Genomic DNA, 17,125 nt, shown 5'->3' with positions numbered 1-17,125 from the left:
GAGGTCATCGCTTGACGCCATACACTGTGTATCGCACAGTGTATGGCGTCGCGTGTCTGGAGGGGCGGTTGAGTCAGGATGAGGAACTGCTGTTCGAGAGTCTGCGGCTGGAGCTGCGGCGGGGGTCGTTGATCCTGGCGGTGCTGGCGAGCTTGCGGCGCGAGCAATACGGCTATTCGCTGCGGGTCGCGCTGGGCGAGGCCGGGATCGAGATGGAGGAGAGCACCCTCTATCCGCTGCTGCGCCGGCTGGAGAGCCAGGGGCTGCTGGACAGCGAATGGCGCGAGGAGGCGCGGCGCAAGAAGCGGTTCTATCGCCTGTCGCCCCGCGGGGAGGCCATGCTGGCGCGGCTGGCGGCCGAATGGCGGGGTCTGTCGGCCTCGCTGGAGAAGATGCTGTGAACATCGGGAAAGAGGGAGAGCGTGGGATGGACCTGGTTGAATCCTATCTGAAGGCGGTGGCGGCCCAGCTGCCCAAGGCGACGCGCGACGACATCGTGGCCGAGCTGCGCGACGAGATCATGGGTCGGCTCGAGGCGCTGGAAGAGCGGCTGGGCCGGACGCCCAGCGATGACGAGGTCGAGGCCTTGCTGCGCGAGGTCGGCCATCCGCTGACGGTGGCGGCGCGGTATCGGTCGGGGCCGCAGGCGCTGATCGGGCCGGAGCTGTATCCGTGGTGGCTGTTTGCGGTGAAGACGGCGCTGCTGGTGATGGCGTGCGTCACCCTGATCGGGTTGGCGGCGCGGGTTCTGGGCGGCGATGTCTATGCGGGGCAGGCCATCGGTCAGGCCTTCGCCGGTCTGTTCAGCGGGGCGGTGACGGTGATCGGGGTGGTGACCCTGATCGGCTTCGTGCTGGAGCGGCAGGAGAAGAAGCCGGACTTCATCGCCAAATGGCGGGTCAAAGACCTGGGCCTGTTCGAACTGGGCGGCGACATCGACGCCGAGACCTGGGGGCAGAGGCTGGCGCGGGGCGGGGCTGGGGCTGGAGCCGCCAAGCCGGGGCCGGCGGTGAAGAAGAGCGCGGAGATGTCGCCGGTGGCGCGGGCGGTGTCGAGCGCCATCGCCTGGGCGGTGCTGCTGCTGTGGTGGACGGGCCTGCTGCCAGTCGCCTCAATCCGGCCGGACGAGGTGGCGGGGGTGCTGGACGGCGTCGACTATGGCCGGATCCTGGGCCAGATCGTGGACGCGGCCTATTGGCCCGTGACCCTGTTCGCGGCGGCCAAGGTGGTGTTCGACCTGATGCGGGCGGCGTCGGGCGGCAATGTGCGGCTGACGGCCCTGGGCGACATCGGGTTTGGGGCGGCGTCGGCCTGGGGCCTGTTGTGGCTGTGGTTCTGGTCGCCGCTGAGCCCGGTGATCTGGGTCGGGACGGTGACGGAATTCGTGGACCGGGTGCGGGACCTGTTCGACCGTTCGGCCGGCGACGGCGGCGAGCTGGCGACGATCCTGATGATGATCGTGGTCTGGGCGTTTGTCGGCGAGATCTGGCGGATGGTGCGGGCGGCGGGACGGCTGGTCGCAGGGACGTAGGCGGCGTTGAACCTCCGGCCGCTTCCACCATTGCCGTCCATTATGATGTTCTGGCCCATGTAGACGCGCCGGTCCCGCCGAGGCGGGACCGGCGCTTGACAGCTGTCAGGTTGAACGCATGGGGGCGGCGGCGCAGGCCAGTCGGCCGTTGTCGTTCTGAATTTGCGCCCCATGGCAGCTGCGGACACTGAGGGTCGAGGAGACCGACTGGCCGTCCTTGGCGATACAGAGCGCGCGCAGCCGGTCGCCGTTCAGGCTGATGCTGCGGCAGGTCTCACGATAGGCGCCGACCGGCAGGGCGCGGCCCGAGGCGGCCGGTTCCGGGCTCGGACGGTCCTGGGCCGTGGCGGTGAAGGCGACCAGGCCGGCGGCCCCGACGGCCGCGCTGATGGTGGCGAGGGTGGAAAGAGACAGACGTATCAAGGCGTAGCTCCCGTTTTTCTAAGTGCGCCTCTGCGGGCGAAAAACGAGGTTATGCCTGTCTGGGCCTGTGTCCAGCCCTGATCGCGATCAGGCTCTGGGACGTTACCAGCGCGGCGAGACGTGGGCCGGTCCCTTGAACACCGCATTGGCGAACAGAGGTTTCAGTCCCTCCAGATAGCCGCGAACCGTCGGGTCCTGAGTGAAGGCGATCAACTGGCCCGATCCGAGCGTCTCGACCATGACGACCGGCTTGAAACCGAGCTGAGCCTGGTTTTCGGCCCACAGCTGGCCCGAGGCCAGCAGGCGGTCGGAGCCTTCGAAACGGACGGCGTTGACGCCCTCTCCGCGCATCAGCGGGGCGTAGATGTCGGCGCCCCGCACCAGGACATTCAACTCGGACGGCAGGCCGGCGCCGATCCAGTGGTCGGGATCGACATGGGCGCGGGCCAGGACGCCGGCGACCGAGTCGGGGCCGTGGTCGCTGTGGGCCAGAAGGGCGGCGTAGTCGGTCTGGTTGGCGATCCGGGCGGCGCCTTCGGGCTTGTCCTCGTCCTTGTCCGAGGCGCCGGTCTCACGACGCGAGGCCAGCATGTCGCTGTCGGGATCGGTCAGCAGGCGGGTGGCGGTTCCCAGGCTGATCAGGGTGCCGCCGCGCGAGACCCAGTCGTGCAGGGCCTTGACCCCAGACTCGCCCAGGACGGCGGCGTAGTTGCGGCCCTCGGGCAGGATCAGGACCTGGTATTGCGACAGGTCGGCCTCGCTGAAGCTGGCGGCGCGGATGGCGGTGACGGGATAGCCCAGGTCGCGTTCCAGCAGCCAGCGGGTCGCGCCGGCGGCGTCGGGAGCGGCGGGGCTGTCCCAGGCCAGGGCGATGCGCGGCGCGCGCAGGCGGACCACGTCGCTGGAGCCGAAGCCGGCGCCGCGCTCGACCCAGGATTCATCGACGCCGGTCACCTCGGCGCCCGTGTCGGCGGCGAGACGCCCCAGGGTGGCGACCAGGTCGGCGGGGGCGCCGGCTTTGGGCAAGACCAAGGTTCCGGCGGGCCAGTCGCGCCCGTTCTGGGTGAACGGCTGGTCGGCGGAACTGATCGTCAGTCCGGCCTGCAATGCGGCGGCGAGGAAGCGGGGCTGGGCCGATCCGGGCGCGACCAGGAAGCCGTAGCGGGCTTCGGCGTTCTGGACGACGGCGGGCGTGACCAGTTCAGGGCCGCGTGTCTCGACGGCGACGCCCGGCGCGCTGTCGCAGCGCGCGGCCTCGACGCCGAACATCAGGGGCAGGGACCAGGCGGTGACGTCGTAGATCTCGTCGCCCAAACCCCGGGCGCGACGGCGTTCCTGCTCGGCCAGGAAGGCGGGGGGGATGGGCACGTCGTGGGTCAGCAGCACCTCGGCCATGCGGCGCTGGGGCTGGGCCAGGTTGACCACATAGTCGCCCGCGCGGTGTTGGCCGGCGCAGGAGAAGGCCTGATGCGCGACGCCGACTTCGATGCCCGAGCGGACCAGCAGGCCCGCCAGACGGTCGGCGGCGGCGGGATCCGAGGCGCGGGACAGGACATAGGCGCCGCGTCCGTTCACCCCGTCGCGGTGATAGGCGTAGAAGTCGTTCAGCAGCCGGTCGTGATTGCGCGAGGCCGTCTCGATGGTGGCCAGGGTGGCGGTCAGGTGGGCGCGGACCGTGTCGGCATAGGTGAAGACCTCGCCCGAGCTGCGCCGCGCGGCCAGACCCCGCGCCGATCCTGCCTCATAGGTCATGGAGACCGCGCCCAGATAGCCGGGCCAGCCGTCGCCATAGCCGGGATAGAAGGCGTCATAGACCTTGCGATTGAAGTAGGGCAGGCCCGCTGCGTCGAACCGGGCGCCGGTGTTGCGGCCGAACAGGGCGCGGTTCTCCAGGGTGCGCGGCCAGATCCACGGGTTCAGCGGCTCGGCCTCGGGCGGGAAGAAGAAGGTCTCGTCCGAGCCCATCTCGTGGCTGTCGACGACGACCTGGGGGCGCCATTCGTGGACCTGGGCGGCGTGGCCCTGGGTCTCAGGCTGGGTCTGGATGAACCAGTCGCGGTTCAGGTCGAACAGATAATGGTTGTAGCGGCCGCTGGGCCAGGGCTCGTCGCGCTCGGCCGAGGCGGGGTCGGGATTGGGCGCGGAGCCGCGACCCGAAGCGAAGCTGTTGAGGAAACGCTCGCGCCCGTCCGGGTTCTGGGTCGGGACGAAGACGACGACGGTATTGGCCAGCCAGGCCTTGGCGGTCGGGTCGGTCAACAGGCGGCGGGCGGCCTCCATGGCGGCGTCGGCGGGGCTGATCTCGTTGCCGTGGACCGAATAGGCCATCCACACCAGCACCGGCTGGTCCGCGATCAGGGCGGCGGCCTGCTGGGCCGAGGTCAGGCGCGGATCGGCCAGGGCGCGGGACTGGGCCTTGATCTGGTCCAGGCGGGCGATGTTGGCGGGCGATCCGACGGCGGCCCAGAACAGGGGGCGGCCTTCCCAGCTCGTCGCATAGTCGCCGATGGCGACCTGGTTCGGGGCGGCCGTCTTCAGGGCCTCGAAATAGCGGCGGACGTCGGCGGCGCGGGTGATCTCCTGACCGCTGTCGTAGCCCAGGGTCTGGCGGACGGTGGGGATGTCGGCGGCGGTCTGACGGGCAACGGCGGGCTGGACCGACAGCAAGGCGGCGGCGCAGGCGCCGGCCAGGGCGAAGGCGAGCGGACGCACGGTGCGACGATGACTGGACATGAACTGAACCCCCCGGGAGGTGGTCACCTTAACCGGAGACTCGGAAAAGGAAATGGCGCCTGCACCCTCATCCATGTCCGAAAACCGCGAGACATCGCGGGGCTGAGCCGCCATCCTGTGGGTCATGGAACAGACGCTGGATCAGGAGGCCTGCTGGAGAGCCTTGGGGGCGCGGGATGCGCGGTTCGACGGGCGGTTCTTCACGGGGGTGACCTCGACGGGGATCTATTGTCGGCCCGTGTGTCCGGCGCGGACGCCCCGGCGCGAGAATGTGGTGTTCCATCCCACGGCGGCCTCGGCGGAGGCGGCGGGGTTTCGCGCCTGTCTGCGCTGTCGGCCCGAGACGGCGCCCGAGATGGGGGCGTGGCGGGGGACGTCGAATACCGTCAGTCGGGCCCTGGCCCTGATCGAGGCAGGGGCGCTGGACGACGGTGACGCCGAGACCCTGGCGGCGCGGCTGGGGGTGGGGGAGCGGCATTTGCGGCGGCTGTTCCGCCAGCACCTGGGCGCGGCGCCCGTCAGCGTGGCCCAGACGCGGCGTGTCTTGCTGGCCAAACAGCTGATCCATGAGAGCGACCTGTCGATGGCTGAGGTGGCGATGGCGTCCGGTTTCGGCAGTGTGAGACGGTTCAACGAGACCTTTCAGGCCCTGTACGGGCGGCCGCCGTCGGAGCTGCGGCGGCGCAGGGTCGAGGGCGAAGGCGGGGGCGCGGTGAAGCTGGGCCTGGCCTATCGCCCGCCCTATGACTGGACCGCGATGATGTCGGCCCTGGCGGCGCGAGCCGCTCCCGACGAGGCTGTGGCCGACGGGGTCTGGCGGCGGCGGCTTTGGCGCGCGACGGACGGGACGGACGGCGAGGTTTCGGTGCGGCCCGGATCCGAGGGTAAGGCGGCGGTGGAGGCGCGGGTGGATGAGCTGAGAGCCCTGCCCGGCGTGCTGGCGCGGGTGCGGCGGGTGTTCGACCTGGCGGCCGATCCCGAGGCGATCCGGCGCGATCTGTGGGCGGATCCGGACCTGCGCGCGGCGCTCGAGGCCTGGCCGGGACTGAGGCCGGCGGGCGACTGGATCGACGCCGGAGAGGATGCGCCCAGCGATCGGTTGGCGGATGCGGCCCTGGCGGCGCGGGCCGAGCGGTGGCGGCCTTGGCGGGCCTATGGGGCGCTGTACTGGACCATGAAGGAGACGGGCGATGCCTAGACAGTCGATGACCTTGACCCTGGATCGGATCGGCTCGCCGGTGGGCGAGGTGCTGGTGGCGACCGATGGCGAGGGGGCGGTGCGGGCGCTGGACTTCCACGATTACGAAGCGCGGATGCGGCGGCTGTTGCGGCTTCACCATGGCCCGGTCGAACTGGTCGAGGGGCGGGCGCCGGAGGCGGTGCGCACGGCGGTCGAGGCCTATTTCGGCGGTGATCTGGCGGCGTTCGACGGGGTGGTGGTGAAGACCGGCGGGACGGTGTTCCAGCGGGCGGTGTGGGCCGCGCTGCGGGCCATTCCGGCGGGTGAGACGCGCAGCTACGGGCAGCTGGCGGCGGCGATCGGCTCGCCTAAGGCCGTGCGGGCGGTGGGTCTGGCCAACGGCTCCAACCCGGTCGGGGTGATCGTGCCTTGCCATCGGGTGATCGGGGCGAACGGGACCCTGACCGGCTATGCCGGCGGGCTAGAGCGCAAGCGCTGGCTGTTGGCGCACGAGGCCGGCGGGCGACTGCTCTAGGTCTTGGGCGCTTCGGACGGGAGCGGCGCGACCACCTGAGGCGCGGTCGGCGGAGCCCCAGCCTTCAGTTGGGCGATATACTCCAGTTCGCGCTTGGCGTTGGCGTCTTCGGGATCGAGCTCGAGGGCGGCCTCGTAGGCCGCCTTGGCCTCGTCTAGTCGGCCCAGTTCAATCAGGCTGAAGCCGCGTCGGCGATAGAAGGGGCCGCGGTGAAGGATCATCAGCAGGTCAGGAGAGGCCAGGGCGTCGTCGGCCAGGGTCAGGGCTTCTTCCCAACGCGCCAGCCCCTGTAGGGCGGCGGCTTTTTCGCTCAGCAGCATCCAGTTTTGCGGCTGGATCTTCAGCGTTCGGTCCAGATAGGCGATGCCTTCCTCGTAGCGACGTGCTTCGACGGCATCGGAGGCGAGCATCAAGGTGATGTCGCCATAGACGTTGGGCATGGCGGCCGCACCGCCCGGCGACTGCTGCCTCTTTTCGTCGGAGGCGGCGAAGGCGGTCAGCATGATCAGGACGTCGCCGGGATCGCTGACCCTTACGATGGTACGCCCGTCCTGCTCCACCACCTGGCCATAGTCTGCCGGCATTCGGTCCAGCGCCTGACGCAGGGCAGGAATGTGCCGGGCGAGAGCCGAATGTCCGCGTCTCTGGAAGTCGGCGCTGGCGCGGAGGAACAGGTCATGGTCCTGCTTTTCCTGGCGTGACATCTCCTGCGCGTTGGCGGTGGGCGCCGCCGCAAGAGCGGGCGCGGGGCCGGTCGCTATTATTGCGGTCGCAAGCGCCGCGGCCGCAGCCAGAGCCTTCAACATGGATGGTGTCTCCCTCTCCCTGGGGCAGCTTGTTCACAATCACAGGGATTTGACGAGGCCTGCTCCAGGTAATTGTGAGCGGTCAGGGCGGCATGGGGCAGTGTGGTGTGAAGACGGCCGCTCATACCCCGTCCAGGAACAGGCGGCAGGCGGGGTTGGTGGTTTCGTCGATGTAGGGGTAGCCCAGGTCGGCGAGGGCGGCGGACAGTTGGGCCTGTTCTTCGGGGGGGACGCTGATCCCCGCCAGCACCCGGCCGACGTCGTCGCCGTGGTTGCGATAGTGGAACAGGGTCAGGGCCCAGGCGGGCTGGAGGCTGTTGAGGAAACGCAGGAAGGCGCCGGGCCGTTCGGGGAACTGGAAGCGCAGGATCCGTTCGTGGGGCAGGCCGACGGTGCGGCCGCCGACCATGTAGCGGATGTGCAGCTTGGCGGTCTCGTTGTCGCTCATGTCCTCGACGGCGTAGCCGTTGGAACGGAGCGTCGCGATCAGGTCGTCGCGTTCGTGCGGACCGTTGCGCAGGGCGACGCCGACGAAGATCTGGGCCGCGCCGTCGCCGGACCAGCGGTAGTTGAACTCGGTGACCGACCGGCCGTCGAGACTGTCGAGGAAGCGGCGGTAGTCGTCGCGGTTGTCCTTCATGGCCACGGCCAGCAGGGCCTCGGCGCCCTCGCCGATCTCGGCCCGTTCGGCGACGTGACGCAGCCGGTCGAAGTTGAGGTTGGCGCCCGAGTTGACGGCGATCAGCGTGCCCGCGCCGGGATGGGCGGCGGCCCAGGCCTTCAATCCAGCAAGCGCGACGGCGCCCGAGGGTTCAGCGATGGCGCGGCTGTCGTCGAAGATGTCCTTGATGGCGGCGCAGATGGCGTCGGTGTCCACCAGGACGATCTCGTCCAGCAGATCCTTGCACAGGCGGAAGGTGTGATCCCCGGCGCGGCGCACGGCCACCCCGTCGGCGAACAGGCCGACCTCGTTCAAGGTCACCACCTCGCCGGCGTCGATGGACGCCTTCATGGTGGGAGCGTCCACCGGCTCGACGCCGATGACGCGGGTCTCGGGGCGCAGGAATTTGAGGATGGCCGCCATCCCGGCGGCCAAGCCGCCGCCGCCGATGGGCACGAAGACGGCCTCGATGGGGTCGGCGTGCTGGCGCGCGATCTCAAGCCCTACCGTGCCCTGGCCGGCGATCACGTCGGGGTCGTCGAAGGGGTGGATGAAGGCGGCGCCGGTCTGGCTCTCCAGATGGCGGGCGTGGGCGTAGGCCTCGTCGAAACTGTCGCCGTGCAGGACCACCTCGCCGCCCAGGGCGCGGACGGCGGCCACCTTGATGCCGGGGGTGGTGGTCGGCATGACGATGACGGCGGGGACGTTGCGGCGGGCGGCGGCCAGGGCCACGCCCTGGGCGTGATTGCCGGCCGAGGCGCAGATGACCCCCTTGGACAGTTCGGCCTGGGTCAGGCCGGCGATCTTGTTGTAGGCGCCGCGAATCTTGAACGAAAACACCGGCTGCAGATCCTCGCGCTTCAGCAGCACGGGCCGCGCGAGCCGCGCCGACAGGCGACGCAGCGGATCGAGGGGCGTTTCCTCGGCCACGTCATAGACGCGGGCGGTGAGGATGCGGCGGATGGTGTCTTGCATGGAAATGTCGGGAAGGCGGCGTTCTGAGGAATGAAGTTGGCCGCTGTCTAAGCGAACCTGCCGGGCTTGGGAACGGTTCTTGCCGTCGGCGATGGCGGTCTTTGGCGCAAAAACAGGGTGACAAAGCGCCAAACGTGCCAAAGGCGCCAAACCGCCACCCACGAGCGGCTGCCGGAGCAACTGTGTTTGTCAGTGGGTTGCGATTCTCCATTCGGAACGGTCGCGGACGACGGCGTTGAGCAGGGTCATCAGCTTGTTGATCAGGGCGACGAGGATGACCTTTCCGGGTTTTCCCTTTGCGGCGAGGCGCTGTTTCATAGCGGCCAGGACAGGGTTGTGGCGGGCCCCGATCAGTGCGGCCATATAGGCGACGTTGCGGACCACGGCGCGTCCGCCTCGGATCATGCTTCGGCCCTTCAAGGATCCGCTCTGGCGGTCATAGGGGGCGACGCCGACGAGGGCGGCGATCTGCTTGTGGCTCAGCCGACCAAGTTCGGGCAGGTGGGCCATCAGGGTCCAGCTCAACACCGGGCCGACGCCGGGGACCGAGCGCATCAACCTGTCGCGCTCGGCCAGGTCGGGATCGGCGGCGACGGTGGCGGCCAGACGCTTCTCCAGCAGCACGACGTCGGCCTTCATCCGGTTCAGGCGGCGGGCGGCCATGCGACGCAGCATCGGGTCGCGCACCTGTTCGGCTTGATTGCGGACCCGAACCTGTTCCTCGCACAGGGCGCGGCGGGCATCGACCAACTCAGCCAGAGCCTGGGCGCGGGCGTTGGGCTCCACCGTCCGTCCCGGCAGGGTCTGGACGAAGCGGGCGATCAGCTGGGCGTCGATCAGATCGGTCTTGGCCTTCAGGCCCAGAACACCCGCGAAGGCGCGGACCCGACCGGCCTCCACCCGCCGCACCGCAAGGCCGGCCTGCGTCAAGGCCTCGACCAGGCCCCGTTCGTAGCCGCCCGAAGGCTCTAGCCCGACGGCTTCAGGCCGGATCGTCTGGAGCTGGTCGACTAAGGCGCGCCAGCCCGCCCGATCATTGCTCACCGACCAGGCCTCGCCCGTCGTCAAGGCGACATCCAGCCTCGCCTTGCTCACATCAATGCCGACAAACACTCTATCCTGTGTCATCTTGCGACCCTTCCTTGCCAGTGCGGGATCCTCGTCCCGTGCAACTGTTCGGGTTTGGAAGATCACAGCCTGACCCAGGCTCCGTCACGGCATCAAAGCCAGGGGGCATGCGGGTTCAAGGCCGCGGCGGGCGGTTGCGCTAACAACCGCCCGCATTCGCAAACTAACCGAAAATCGACACACAAGGGGGCGATCAGGCGCGGAACTGGAACGAGCGGTTTTCATCGCGTCTATCGTAAGGGCGGTCGGCGCTCAGGCTTGAAACTCGCCTCGACAATTCCGCAAGGCGTTGAAATTGCAAAGCGGCGACCAGCGGCATTGTGGGCGATGGGCGGCTGAACCTCTCACAGGACGGCGCGGGGAGCGGCGCATGCAAACGAGCCTCTTGACGCGCCGAGTAACCCATAGGTTATATGTCACCTGTAGGTGACGTGAGGCCGTTATGGACGATCAGGAAAGACGAGACGTACGGGCGAGAGAGCGGAGGCGCACACAGCGTCTGGCGATCTGCGCCGGTCTGGGCGGAGCTGGACTGGCCCTGCTGGTGACCGGCCTTCTGGTCATGGAGGAGTGGCCGGCGAACCCCGAGATGGGGCGGCTGATCGGCGGCGTGACGATGGCGGCGGGTGTCGTCGCCATGATTGCGAGCGCCTTCTTCGCACGGCGCTTCTTGCCCAATGCAGACACGTTCAAGCTGGAGACCGGCTCCGGCTATCGCGACAAGGTGCAGCGGCAACGGGCGCTTTCCATGGCCGTCATGCCGATCACCGGCGCCTATCTCACCTTCTTGTCGGTCAAGGCCGGCTGGGGCTTGGCTTCGGGCGTGCCGGGTGGATCGGACTATTTGATGGTGGCGGTCGGTCCCATGGTCGCCGGCCTCATGTTGCTGATGGTGGCCGGGCTGGATAATCCGCGCGACAAGCGGATGAAGCGGCTGCTGGAGGACGAACTGACCCTGTCGTTCCGGCACAAGGCGCTGGCCATGGCCTTGGGCGTCGCCGCCGTTGGGATGATCGGCGTCTTTGCACTGGGACTCTGGCGGCCGGCTGCGGCCGTCGCGGCCTTGCCGGCCCTGCTCTATCTGACCGCCACGGCGGCGGTGTTGCGCTACTATCTTCTGGACCGCGAGGCCGAGCGTGGCTGAGCCTCGGCTGGTCGTGCGGCTGAAGGAGGCGCGGACGGCCGCCGGTCTGACGCAGCAGGAATTGGCGGACCGGGCCAAGCTGTCGCGCAAGACGGTGAACACGATTGAAAACAGAGTGTTCACGCCGTCGGTCGTGGTGGCCCTGACCCTGGCGAAGGCCCTGAATGTTCCGCTGAGCGACCTGTTCGAACTGATCGACTGAATAATCCCTTGCGCGCGGCCTCCATCGGCCTACATTGGCTGTGCTTATGCTAACTTTGAGCATAAGGGTCGATAGGAGAGGGTCATGGCTGACGGCGCCTTTGGTCTGACGCAGGAACTGGAGCGGGAGACCGCCGGGGTGTGGGCGAAGGTCAAGGACCACGTCACGCCGCTGGAGTGGCCGGCCCAGGCGGCCCTGATCAGCGAGATCAACCGGCTGAAGCGCGAGCGCGACGCCGTGATCCTGGCCCACAACTATATGACGCCCGAGATCTTCCACGGGGTCGGCGACTATGTCGGCGACAGCCTGGGCCTGGCCAAGGAGGCCGCACGGTCGGACGCCAAGGTGATCGTCCAGGCGGGCGTGCATTTCATGGCCGAGACCTCGAAGATCCTGAGCCCGGACAAGACCGTGCTGATCCCCGACCTGCGGGCGGGATGCTCGCTGGCCTCGTCGGTCACGGGGGCGGATGTGCGGCTGATCAAGCAGCGCTATCCGGGCCTGCCGGTCGTGACCTATGTGAACACCACGGCCGATGTGAAGGCCGAGACCGACATCTGCTGCACCAGCGCCAACGCCGTTCAGGTGGTGGAATGGGCGGCCAAGGAATGGGGCGTGGATCGGGTCATCCTGATCCCCGACGAATATCTGGCGCGCAATGTCGCGGCCCAGACGACGGTCGGGATCATCGCCTGGAAGGGCCGCTGCGAGGTGCATGAACGGTTCACGGTGGACGACATCGCCGAGATGCGCGCCGCCTATCCGGGGGCCGAAATTCTGGCCCACCCCGAATGCCCGGAAGACGTGCTGGCGGCGGCGGACTTCGCCGGTTCGACGGCGGCCATGACCGATTATGTCGAGGCGCGTCGGCCCAAACAGGTGGTGATGATCACCGAATGTTCGATGGCCTCGAACGTCGCCGGGGACGTGCCGGGGGTGCAGTTCATCGGGCCGTGCAACCTGTGCCCGCACATGAAGCGGATCACGCTGGAAAATATCCGCGACTGCCTGTTGCACATGCAGTTCGAGGTGACGGTGCCGGAGGCGATGATCGAACGCGGACGGATGGCCGTGCAGCGGATGATCGACCTGCCGCCGCCCGCTGTTCCCGCCCGCTATGACCTGGTCAAGGCGCGGCATCACGTCGATGTGGAGCTGATCTGAGCGACGCGGCGATCGGTCCCGGCGACGGGACGGGTCCGCGCGCCCATCTGAACGCCATGAGCAATACAGACACCCCGAACCCGACGCCCGCCCGCACCCCCGGCCGCACCCCCGGTCCTTGGGACGCCCGGCCCGAGGAGGCCGCCGCGCGCGGGGCGCAGGTCCAGCCCGCCTTCGAAGAGCCGGTCGAGAAGGACCAGAGCCTGGTCTGGGCCCTGCTGTCCACGGCCCTGATGGCCGGCTTCCTGTGGTGGGCGACGGGCAGCGCCATTGTGGCGGGGGCGGTGCTGATCGGCCTGTTCGTCCATGAGGCGGGGCACGCCGTGGTGATGAACAAGCTCGGCATGGGGCCGGCGCGGATCTACATCATTCCCTTCCTGGGCGGTCTGGCCAAGGGGCGGCGGGCGCCGAAGAGCGAGTGGGACGGGGTTCTGGTGTCGTTGGCCGGGCCGGCGTTCGGCCTGTTGGCCATGATCCCGTTTGTCGGGGTCTGGCTGGCCACAGGGCAGGGGGAATGGCTGATGGGGGCCTTCTTCATCGCCATGCTGAACCTGGTCAACCTGGTTCCCGCGCCGCCGCTGGACGGATCCAAGGCCCTGGGGCCGGTGCTGACGCGGGTGCATCCGCGACTGGAGCAGATCGTGCTGCTGGCCATCGGCGTGGCTGTGGTCTGGTGGGGGCTGTCCACGGGCCGGTTCATCCTGGCCGCCTTCCTGGCTCTGTCGGTGTTCAGCCATCTGAAGCGCGGCGTGTGGCGCGCGGCCTGGGGCACGCTGAGCTGGTCTGAGGCGGGCAAGAGCCTGGCGCTTTATCTGCTGACCCTGGCCGTCTGTGCGGCGGCGGCGGTCGGCGCCCTGATGCCCATGGTCGAAGGCGATCCCGCGAGCGCGGTGCGCCTGGGCCTTTATTCTCTCGGAGTGCGGTGATGAACCGAACGCGACATGACGGGCCTCTGATCATCGGCGCGGGTCTGGCGGGGCTGTCGGCCGCGCTGGAGGCGGCGCGGGCCGGGGCCAAGGTGCTGGTGGCGACGCCGGAGCCCTTGCTGAACGGTTGTTCCTCGGCCTGGGCCCAGGGCGGGATGGCGGCGGCCCTGACGGCTGTGGATTCGCCCGAGCTGCACGCCCGCGACACCGAGGCGGCGGGCGCGGGTCTGGTCGAGCCGGGCGCGGCCCAGGCCCTGACCGAGGCCGGGCGCGAGACGGTGGAATGGCTGGCGGCCCAGGGCGCGCCGTTCGACCGGGATGCGGAGGGCGGTTTCGTGGTCAGTCTGGAGGCGGCCCATTCCGTACCGCGCGTGGCGCGGGTCGGCGGGGACGGGGCCGGGCGGGCCATCCTGTCGGCTGTGGTGGCGGCGGTGCGGGCCGAGAAGATGATCGAGGTCTGGGACGAGGCGCGGCTGAAGGGCCTGGTGCAGGACGCCGACGGCCGGGTGGTCGGGGCGGTGGTCGAGCGCGGCGGACGGCTGGTCGAGGTCACGGCGACGGCGGTGGTGCTGGCCACCGGCGGGGCGGGCGGACTGTTCGCCGCGACCACGACGCCGGCGGCGCTGAAGGGCGAGGGGATGGCGCTGGCGGCGCGGGCCGGGGCGGAGATCCTGGATCCCGAGTTCGTGCAGTTTCACCCCACGGCCATAGACGTGGGGCTGGACCCAGCGCCCCTGGCCACCGAGGCGCTGCGGGGCGAGGGGGCGCGGCTGATCGACGGGCAGGGGCGGTTCCTGCTGGGGCCCGAGGACGACGCCGACCTGAAGCCGCGCGACGTGGTGGCGCGGGCGGTGCATGCGGCGCGGATCGACGGGCGGGGCGCCTTTCTGGATGCGCGTACGGCCATAGGCGAGGCGTTCCCGCACGAGTTTCCGGCCGTGTTCGCCGCCTGTATGCGCAGCGGCCTGGACCCGCGCCTCAGCCCCATCCCGGTGATGGCGGCCTGCCACTATCACATGGGCGGGATCGCCGCCGACGCCGATGGGCGCACGACGGTCGCGGGGCTTTATGCGGTCGGGGAATGTGCGGCGACGGGGGTGCATGGGGCCAACCGGCTGGCGTCCAACTCCCTGCTCGAGGCGGCGGCGTTCGGGCGGCGCGCCGGGCGGGCGGCGGCGGATGAGACGGGCGGCGGGCGGGCCCTGCCGGTCGTCGCGGCGCCGGACCTGCCTGAGGCGGCCCTGGCCGCGCTGAGGGCGGGGATGACGGATCATGCGGGGGTGGTGCGGACGGCGGAGGGGCTGGCGGGGCTGATCGCCCTGATCGACCGGCAGGAGGGCCAGTATGGACCGGCGGCGGCGCTGGGGGCGGCGCGGCTGATCGTCCAGGCCGCGCTGGACCGGCGCGAGAGCCGGGGCGGTCACTATCGGGCGGATTATCCGCAGACGAACGCGGTGGCGGACCATACGCGTGTCAGGGCGACGCAGGCGGCGGTGCTGGAGGCGGCGGAATGAGCCGGGTGCTGCCTGATGTGATGATCGAGCCGGTGGTGCGGATGGCCCTGGCCGAGGATCTGGGGCGGGCGGGCGATGTGACCGCCATGGCCTGTATTCCCGCAGACGCGCGGATGAAGGCGGCCTTTGCGGCGCGCAAGCCGGGGGTGCTGGCCGGGGTCGACTGTGTGCGGCTGGCGGTGCTGGCCATGGATCCCAAGGCCTCGGTCGAGGTGCGGCTCAAAGACGGGGCGGCGTTCGAGGCGGGGGCGGTGCTGGCGGTGGTGGAGGCCGATGCGCGGGCCTTCCTGTCGGCCGAGCGGACGGCGCTGAACCTGGTCGGACGGATGAGCGGCGTGGCGACCCTGACGCGGGCCTATGTTCAGGCGGTGGCCGGGACCGGGGCGAGGATCGCGGATACGCGCAAGACCACGCCGGGGCTGCGGGCGCTGGAGAAACATGCGGTGGCGTGCGGCGGGGGGATGAACCACCGTTTCGGCCTGGATGACGCCATCCTGATCAAGGACAATCATGTGGCCGTCTTTGGTGGCGGTGGGGGCGGGGTGGCCGAGGCCGTCCGGCGGGCGCGGGCCTTTGCGCCCCATCTGATGAAGGTCGAGGTCGAGGTGGACGGGCTGGATCAGCTGGACGCCGTGCTGGAGCTGATCGCCGAGGGCGTGGCGCCGGACGTGGTCATGCTGGACAATTTCAGCCTGGCGGACCTGAGGACCGCCGTGGCGCGCGTGGCCGGGCGATTGACGCTGGAGGCGTCAGGCGGGGTCGATCTGACGACCGTGCGCGCCATCGCCGAGACCGGGGTCGATGTGATCTCAGTCGGCGCACTGACCCATTCGGCGCCCGTGCTGGACATCGGTCTGGACGCGCTTTGAGGCTTTAGGCCGGGTTGGAGACGTCCGTGGCCTCGACCTTGGCGGTGGTCTTGCCGGGCGGGACCGTAGGGCGGGTCGTGCGGACGGCGGCCTGGGCGGCCGGCGCGGCGGCTTCGGGTTGCGGCGGGGTCTGCGGGCGCGGCTGAGGCGCGACGGGTTCCGGCGCGGACAGGTTTTCCTGGGCCAGGACCAGGGAATAGGCCACGGCCTGACCGGCCTGGCGGGCGGCCTCGACCGGATCGAGCCCGGCCTGGATCAGGCGGGGTTGATCATCCCCCGTCGAGGGGCGAGCGGCATAGGTGAAGGCGCCGCTGGAGCCCGAGCGACCGCCGAAGCGGTAGAAGAGGTGGCTGCCGACCTGGTTCACCCGGATCAGCGAATTGCGCCAGACGGGCGCGACGCCCGTGGTGTGGAAATGAGTGGCGTTGCCGACGGCCGAATAGACCGAACCCGACAAGGCGCCCGAGGCGATGGTCTTGGCGCGGTTCCAGGCGGCGGTATTGACGCGGCCGCGCATGGCGCCGTTGCAGGTGAAGGAGAACTGGCAGCCGGTGCGGCGCGCGGCTCCCTGATAGACGACGCCGCAGATGGTCTTGGGGAAGGCCGGGTGGCGGACGCGGTTCAGGACGACCTGGGCCACGGCCTGCATGCCGTCGCGACCTTCGCCGCGCGCTTCGTAATAGACGACCTGGGTCAGGCAATCGAGATCGCGGCTGGCGTCCAGCGCATTGGCCATACGGAAGGGTTTGGCGCCGACGGAGACGTTCAAGCTGGCGCGACGCAGGTTGGGGTCGCGGTTTTCGCCCAACTGGTCGAGGCGGGCGGCCAGGAGCTCGGCCTGACGGTCGCGCTGGGCCGAGCCCGCGCTGGTATAGGGATCGTGGCGACGGGCGATGGACAGGGCGCTGGCGTCGAGCCCGCCGGCGGCAGCCGACAGGGCCTCTTCGGTGAAACCGGCCGCGGTGGCGCCCTGAATCCGTTCGGCCTGGGCGCGCAAGGTCGTCGTGCGCGCCAGAGTTCCGCCCAGATAGGCGCCGCCGATCGCCAGTCCCACCAGACCGCCAAAGGCCGCAGCAGCCGTCATGGGCTTGATCTTAGCCACACGATCGGCGCGCGACACGGCGCGGATCTGAGAGGAATGCGACAACGGTTCGTCCTGTTCAGCAGGGCGAGAAACGCTGCCCCCGGGTAGTCTCGCCTTCCGGGCGCCTTTGACGGTCGCAGTTCGGAGGGCGCTTCAACGCACGGCGTAATCTGCCCGACGTCGAGGAGGGGCCTATATAACGGAGTTTGTGACCTGAATGTGGCTGATTCGCAAGTGTGGGGTTAAGGCG

Annotated in this window: 16 protein-coding genes; 10 read left to right on the top strand and 6 right to left on the bottom strand. The window is 69.6% G+C overall.

The features are described from left to right. Positions 1-68: 68 nt before the first annotated feature. Together OU998_RS14290 and OU998_RS14285 are read left to right on the top strand one after the other, a co-directional pair. Entirely contained in the window at positions 69-401 is a 333-nt protein-coding gene (locus OU998_RS14290; protein WP_267514318.1) for a PadR family transcriptional regulator, read from the top strand. Positions 402-427: 26 nt separating this feature from the next. Then, positions 428-1,531 carry an HAAS signaling domain-containing protein gene (locus tag OU998_RS14285; protein WP_267514317.1) on the top strand — a complete coding sequence of 368 codons (1,104 nt, stop codon included), beginning with the start codon at positions 428-430 and terminating at the stop codon, positions 1,529-1,531. A gap of 105 nt (positions 1,532-1,636) precedes the next feature. Here the strand turns inward: OU998_RS14285 and OU998_RS14280 are convergent, their stop codons facing one another. After that, the gene (locus OU998_RS14280; RefSeq protein ID WP_267514316.1) at positions 1,637-1,954 is read right to left on the bottom strand and encodes a hypothetical protein; all 318 of its coding nucleotides are present in this window, start codon (positions 1,952-1,954) and stop codon (positions 1,637-1,639) included. A 102-nt stretch (positions 1,955-2,056) separates the two neighbouring features. Beyond that, entirely contained in the window at positions 2,057-4,687 is a 2,631-nt protein-coding gene (locus OU998_RS14275) for a M14 family metallopeptidase (RefSeq protein WP_267514315.1), read from the bottom strand. A 124-nt stretch (positions 4,688-4,811) separates the two neighbouring features. On the opposite strand from OU998_RS14275, the gene OU998_RS14270 reads away from it, so the two are divergent. Together OU998_RS14270 and OU998_RS14265 are read left to right on the top strand one after the other, a co-directional pair. Further along, positions 4,812-5,885 (top strand): bifunctional transcriptional activator/DNA repair enzyme AdaA, encoded by a 1,074-nt coding sequence (locus OU998_RS14270; RefSeq protein ID WP_267514314.1) that lies wholly within the window; start codon positions 4,812-4,814, stop codon positions 5,883-5,885. Beyond that, a complete protein-coding gene (locus tag OU998_RS14265; protein ID WP_267514313.1) occupies positions 5,878-6,402 on the top strand; it encodes a methylated-DNA--[protein]-cysteine S-methyltransferase in 525 nt (174 codons plus the stop codon). The genes OU998_RS14270 and OU998_RS14265 overlap by 8 nt, the downstream gene beginning before the upstream one ends. On the opposite strand, the gene OU998_RS14260 is transcribed toward OU998_RS14265, so the two are convergent. The 3 genes from OU998_RS14260 to OU998_RS14250 form a co-directional block, all read right to left on the bottom strand. Next, complete coding sequence (locus tag OU998_RS14260) at positions 6,399-7,208, bottom strand: tetratricopeptide repeat protein (RefSeq protein ID WP_267514312.1); 810 nt, start codon at positions 7,206-7,208, stop codon at positions 6,399-6,401. The genes OU998_RS14265 and OU998_RS14260 overlap by 4 nt on opposite strands. A 121-nt stretch (positions 7,209-7,329) precedes the next feature. Next, positions 7,330-8,844: a threonine ammonia-lyase, biosynthetic gene (gene ilvA / locus OU998_RS14255; RefSeq protein WP_267514311.1), complete on the bottom strand. Its 1,515-nt coding sequence runs from the start codon at positions 8,842-8,844 to the stop codon at positions 7,330-7,332. A 189-nt stretch (positions 8,845-9,033) separates the two neighbouring features. Next, entirely contained in the window at positions 9,034-9,972 is a 939-nt protein-coding gene (locus OU998_RS14250; RefSeq protein ID WP_267514029.1) for an IS110 family transposase, read from the bottom strand. 442 nt (positions 9,973-10,414) lie between these two features. Between OU998_RS14250 and OU998_RS14245 the strand changes: the two genes are divergently transcribed. The 6 genes from OU998_RS14245 to nadC all read left to right on the top strand — a co-directional run bounded on the left by OU998_RS14245 (position 10,415) and on the right by nadC (position 15,791). Next, on the top strand, positions 10,415-11,116 hold the full coding sequence (locus tag OU998_RS14245) for a hypothetical protein (RefSeq protein ID WP_267514310.1): 702 nt from the start codon (positions 10,415-10,417) through the stop codon (positions 11,114-11,116). Then, a complete protein-coding gene (locus OU998_RS14240) occupies positions 11,109-11,318 on the top strand; it encodes a helix-turn-helix transcriptional regulator (protein ID WP_267514309.1) in 210 nt (69 codons plus the stop codon). The genes OU998_RS14245 and OU998_RS14240 overlap by 8 nt, the downstream gene beginning before the upstream one ends. 84 nt (positions 11,319-11,402) lie before the next feature. Further along, positions 11,403-12,482 (top strand): quinolinate synthase NadA, encoded by a 1,080-nt coding sequence (gene nadA, locus OU998_RS14235; RefSeq protein ID WP_267514308.1) that lies wholly within the window; start codon positions 11,403-11,405, stop codon positions 12,480-12,482. Positions 12,483-12,538: 56 nt separating this feature from the next. Then, positions 12,539-13,408 carry a metalloprotease gene (locus tag OU998_RS14230; RefSeq protein WP_267514307.1) on the top strand — a complete coding sequence of 290 codons (870 nt, stop codon included), beginning with the start codon at positions 12,539-12,541 and terminating at the stop codon, positions 13,406-13,408. Next, positions 13,408-14,922, top strand: a complete 1,515-nt coding sequence (locus OU998_RS14225; RefSeq protein ID WP_267514306.1) for an L-aspartate oxidase — start codon at positions 13,408-13,410, stop codon at positions 14,920-14,922. Before OU998_RS14230 ends, OU998_RS14225 begins: the two co-directional genes overlap by 1 nt. Beyond that, the gene (gene nadC, locus OU998_RS14220; RefSeq protein ID WP_267514305.1) at positions 14,919-15,791 is read left to right on the top strand and encodes a carboxylating nicotinate-nucleotide diphosphorylase; all 873 of its coding nucleotides are present in this window, start codon (positions 14,919-14,921) and stop codon (positions 15,789-15,791) included. Before OU998_RS14225 ends, nadC begins: the two co-directional genes overlap by 4 nt. A 4-nt stretch (positions 15,792-15,795) precedes the next feature. Here nadC and OU998_RS14215 read toward each other — a convergent pair whose 3' ends face one another. Further along, positions 15,796-16,938 (bottom strand): cell wall hydrolase, encoded by a 1,143-nt coding sequence (locus OU998_RS14215; protein ID WP_267514304.1) that lies wholly within the window; start codon positions 16,936-16,938, stop codon positions 15,796-15,798. Positions 16,939-17,125 lie beyond the last annotated feature (187 nt).

It is taken from the genome of Brevundimonas sp. SL130, from assembly GCF_026625805.1.
Taxonomy (GTDB): Bacteria; Pseudomonadota; Alphaproteobacteria; order Caulobacterales; family Caulobacteraceae; genus Brevundimonas.
The sequence above is the reverse complement of the archived record's forward strand: the minus strand, read 5'-3'. Positions and strand labels throughout refer to the sequence as shown.

Excerpts from the sequence above, each read along its gene's own strand:
- OU998_RS14285 (WP_267514317.1), top strand. The coding sequence starts at position 428 with ATGGACCTGGTTGAATCCTATCTGAAGGCGGTGGCGGCCCAGCTGCCC.
- OU998_RS14275 (WP_267514315.1), bottom strand. The coding sequence starts at position 4,687 with ATGTCCAGTCATCGTCGCACCGTGCGTCCGCTCGCCTTCGCCCTGGCC.
- OU998_RS14270 (WP_267514314.1), top strand. The coding sequence starts at position 4,812 with ATGGAACAGACGCTGGATCAGGAGGCCTGCTGGAGAGCCTTGGGGGCG.
- OU998_RS14265 (WP_267514313.1), top strand. The coding sequence starts at position 5,878 with ATGCCTAGACAGTCGATGACCTTGACCCTGGATCGGATCGGCTCGCCG.
- OU998_RS14260 (WP_267514312.1), bottom strand. The coding sequence starts at position 7,208 with ATGTTGAAGGCTCTGGCTGCGGCCGCGGCGCTTGCGACCGCAATAATA.
- ilvA (WP_267514311.1), bottom strand. The coding sequence starts at position 8,844 with ATGCAAGACACCATCCGCCGCATCCTCACCGCCCGCGTCTATGACGTG.
- OU998_RS14250 (WP_267514029.1), bottom strand. The coding sequence starts at position 9,972 with ATGACACAGGATAGAGTGTTTGTCGGCATTGATGTGAGCAAGGCGAGG.
- OU998_RS14245 (WP_267514310.1), top strand. The coding sequence starts at position 10,415 with ATGGACGATCAGGAAAGACGAGACGTACGGGCGAGAGAGCGGAGGCGC.
- nadA (WP_267514308.1), top strand. The coding sequence starts at position 11,403 with ATGGCTGACGGCGCCTTTGGTCTGACGCAGGAACTGGAGCGGGAGACC.
- OU998_RS14230 (WP_267514307.1), top strand. The coding sequence starts at position 12,539 with ATGAGCAATACAGACACCCCGAACCCGACGCCCGCCCGCACCCCCGGC.
- OU998_RS14225 (WP_267514306.1), top strand. The coding sequence starts at position 13,408 with ATGAACCGAACGCGACATGACGGGCCTCTGATCATCGGCGCGGGTCTG.
- nadC (WP_267514305.1), top strand. The coding sequence starts at position 14,919 with ATGAGCCGGGTGCTGCCTGATGTGATGATCGAGCCGGTGGTGCGGATG.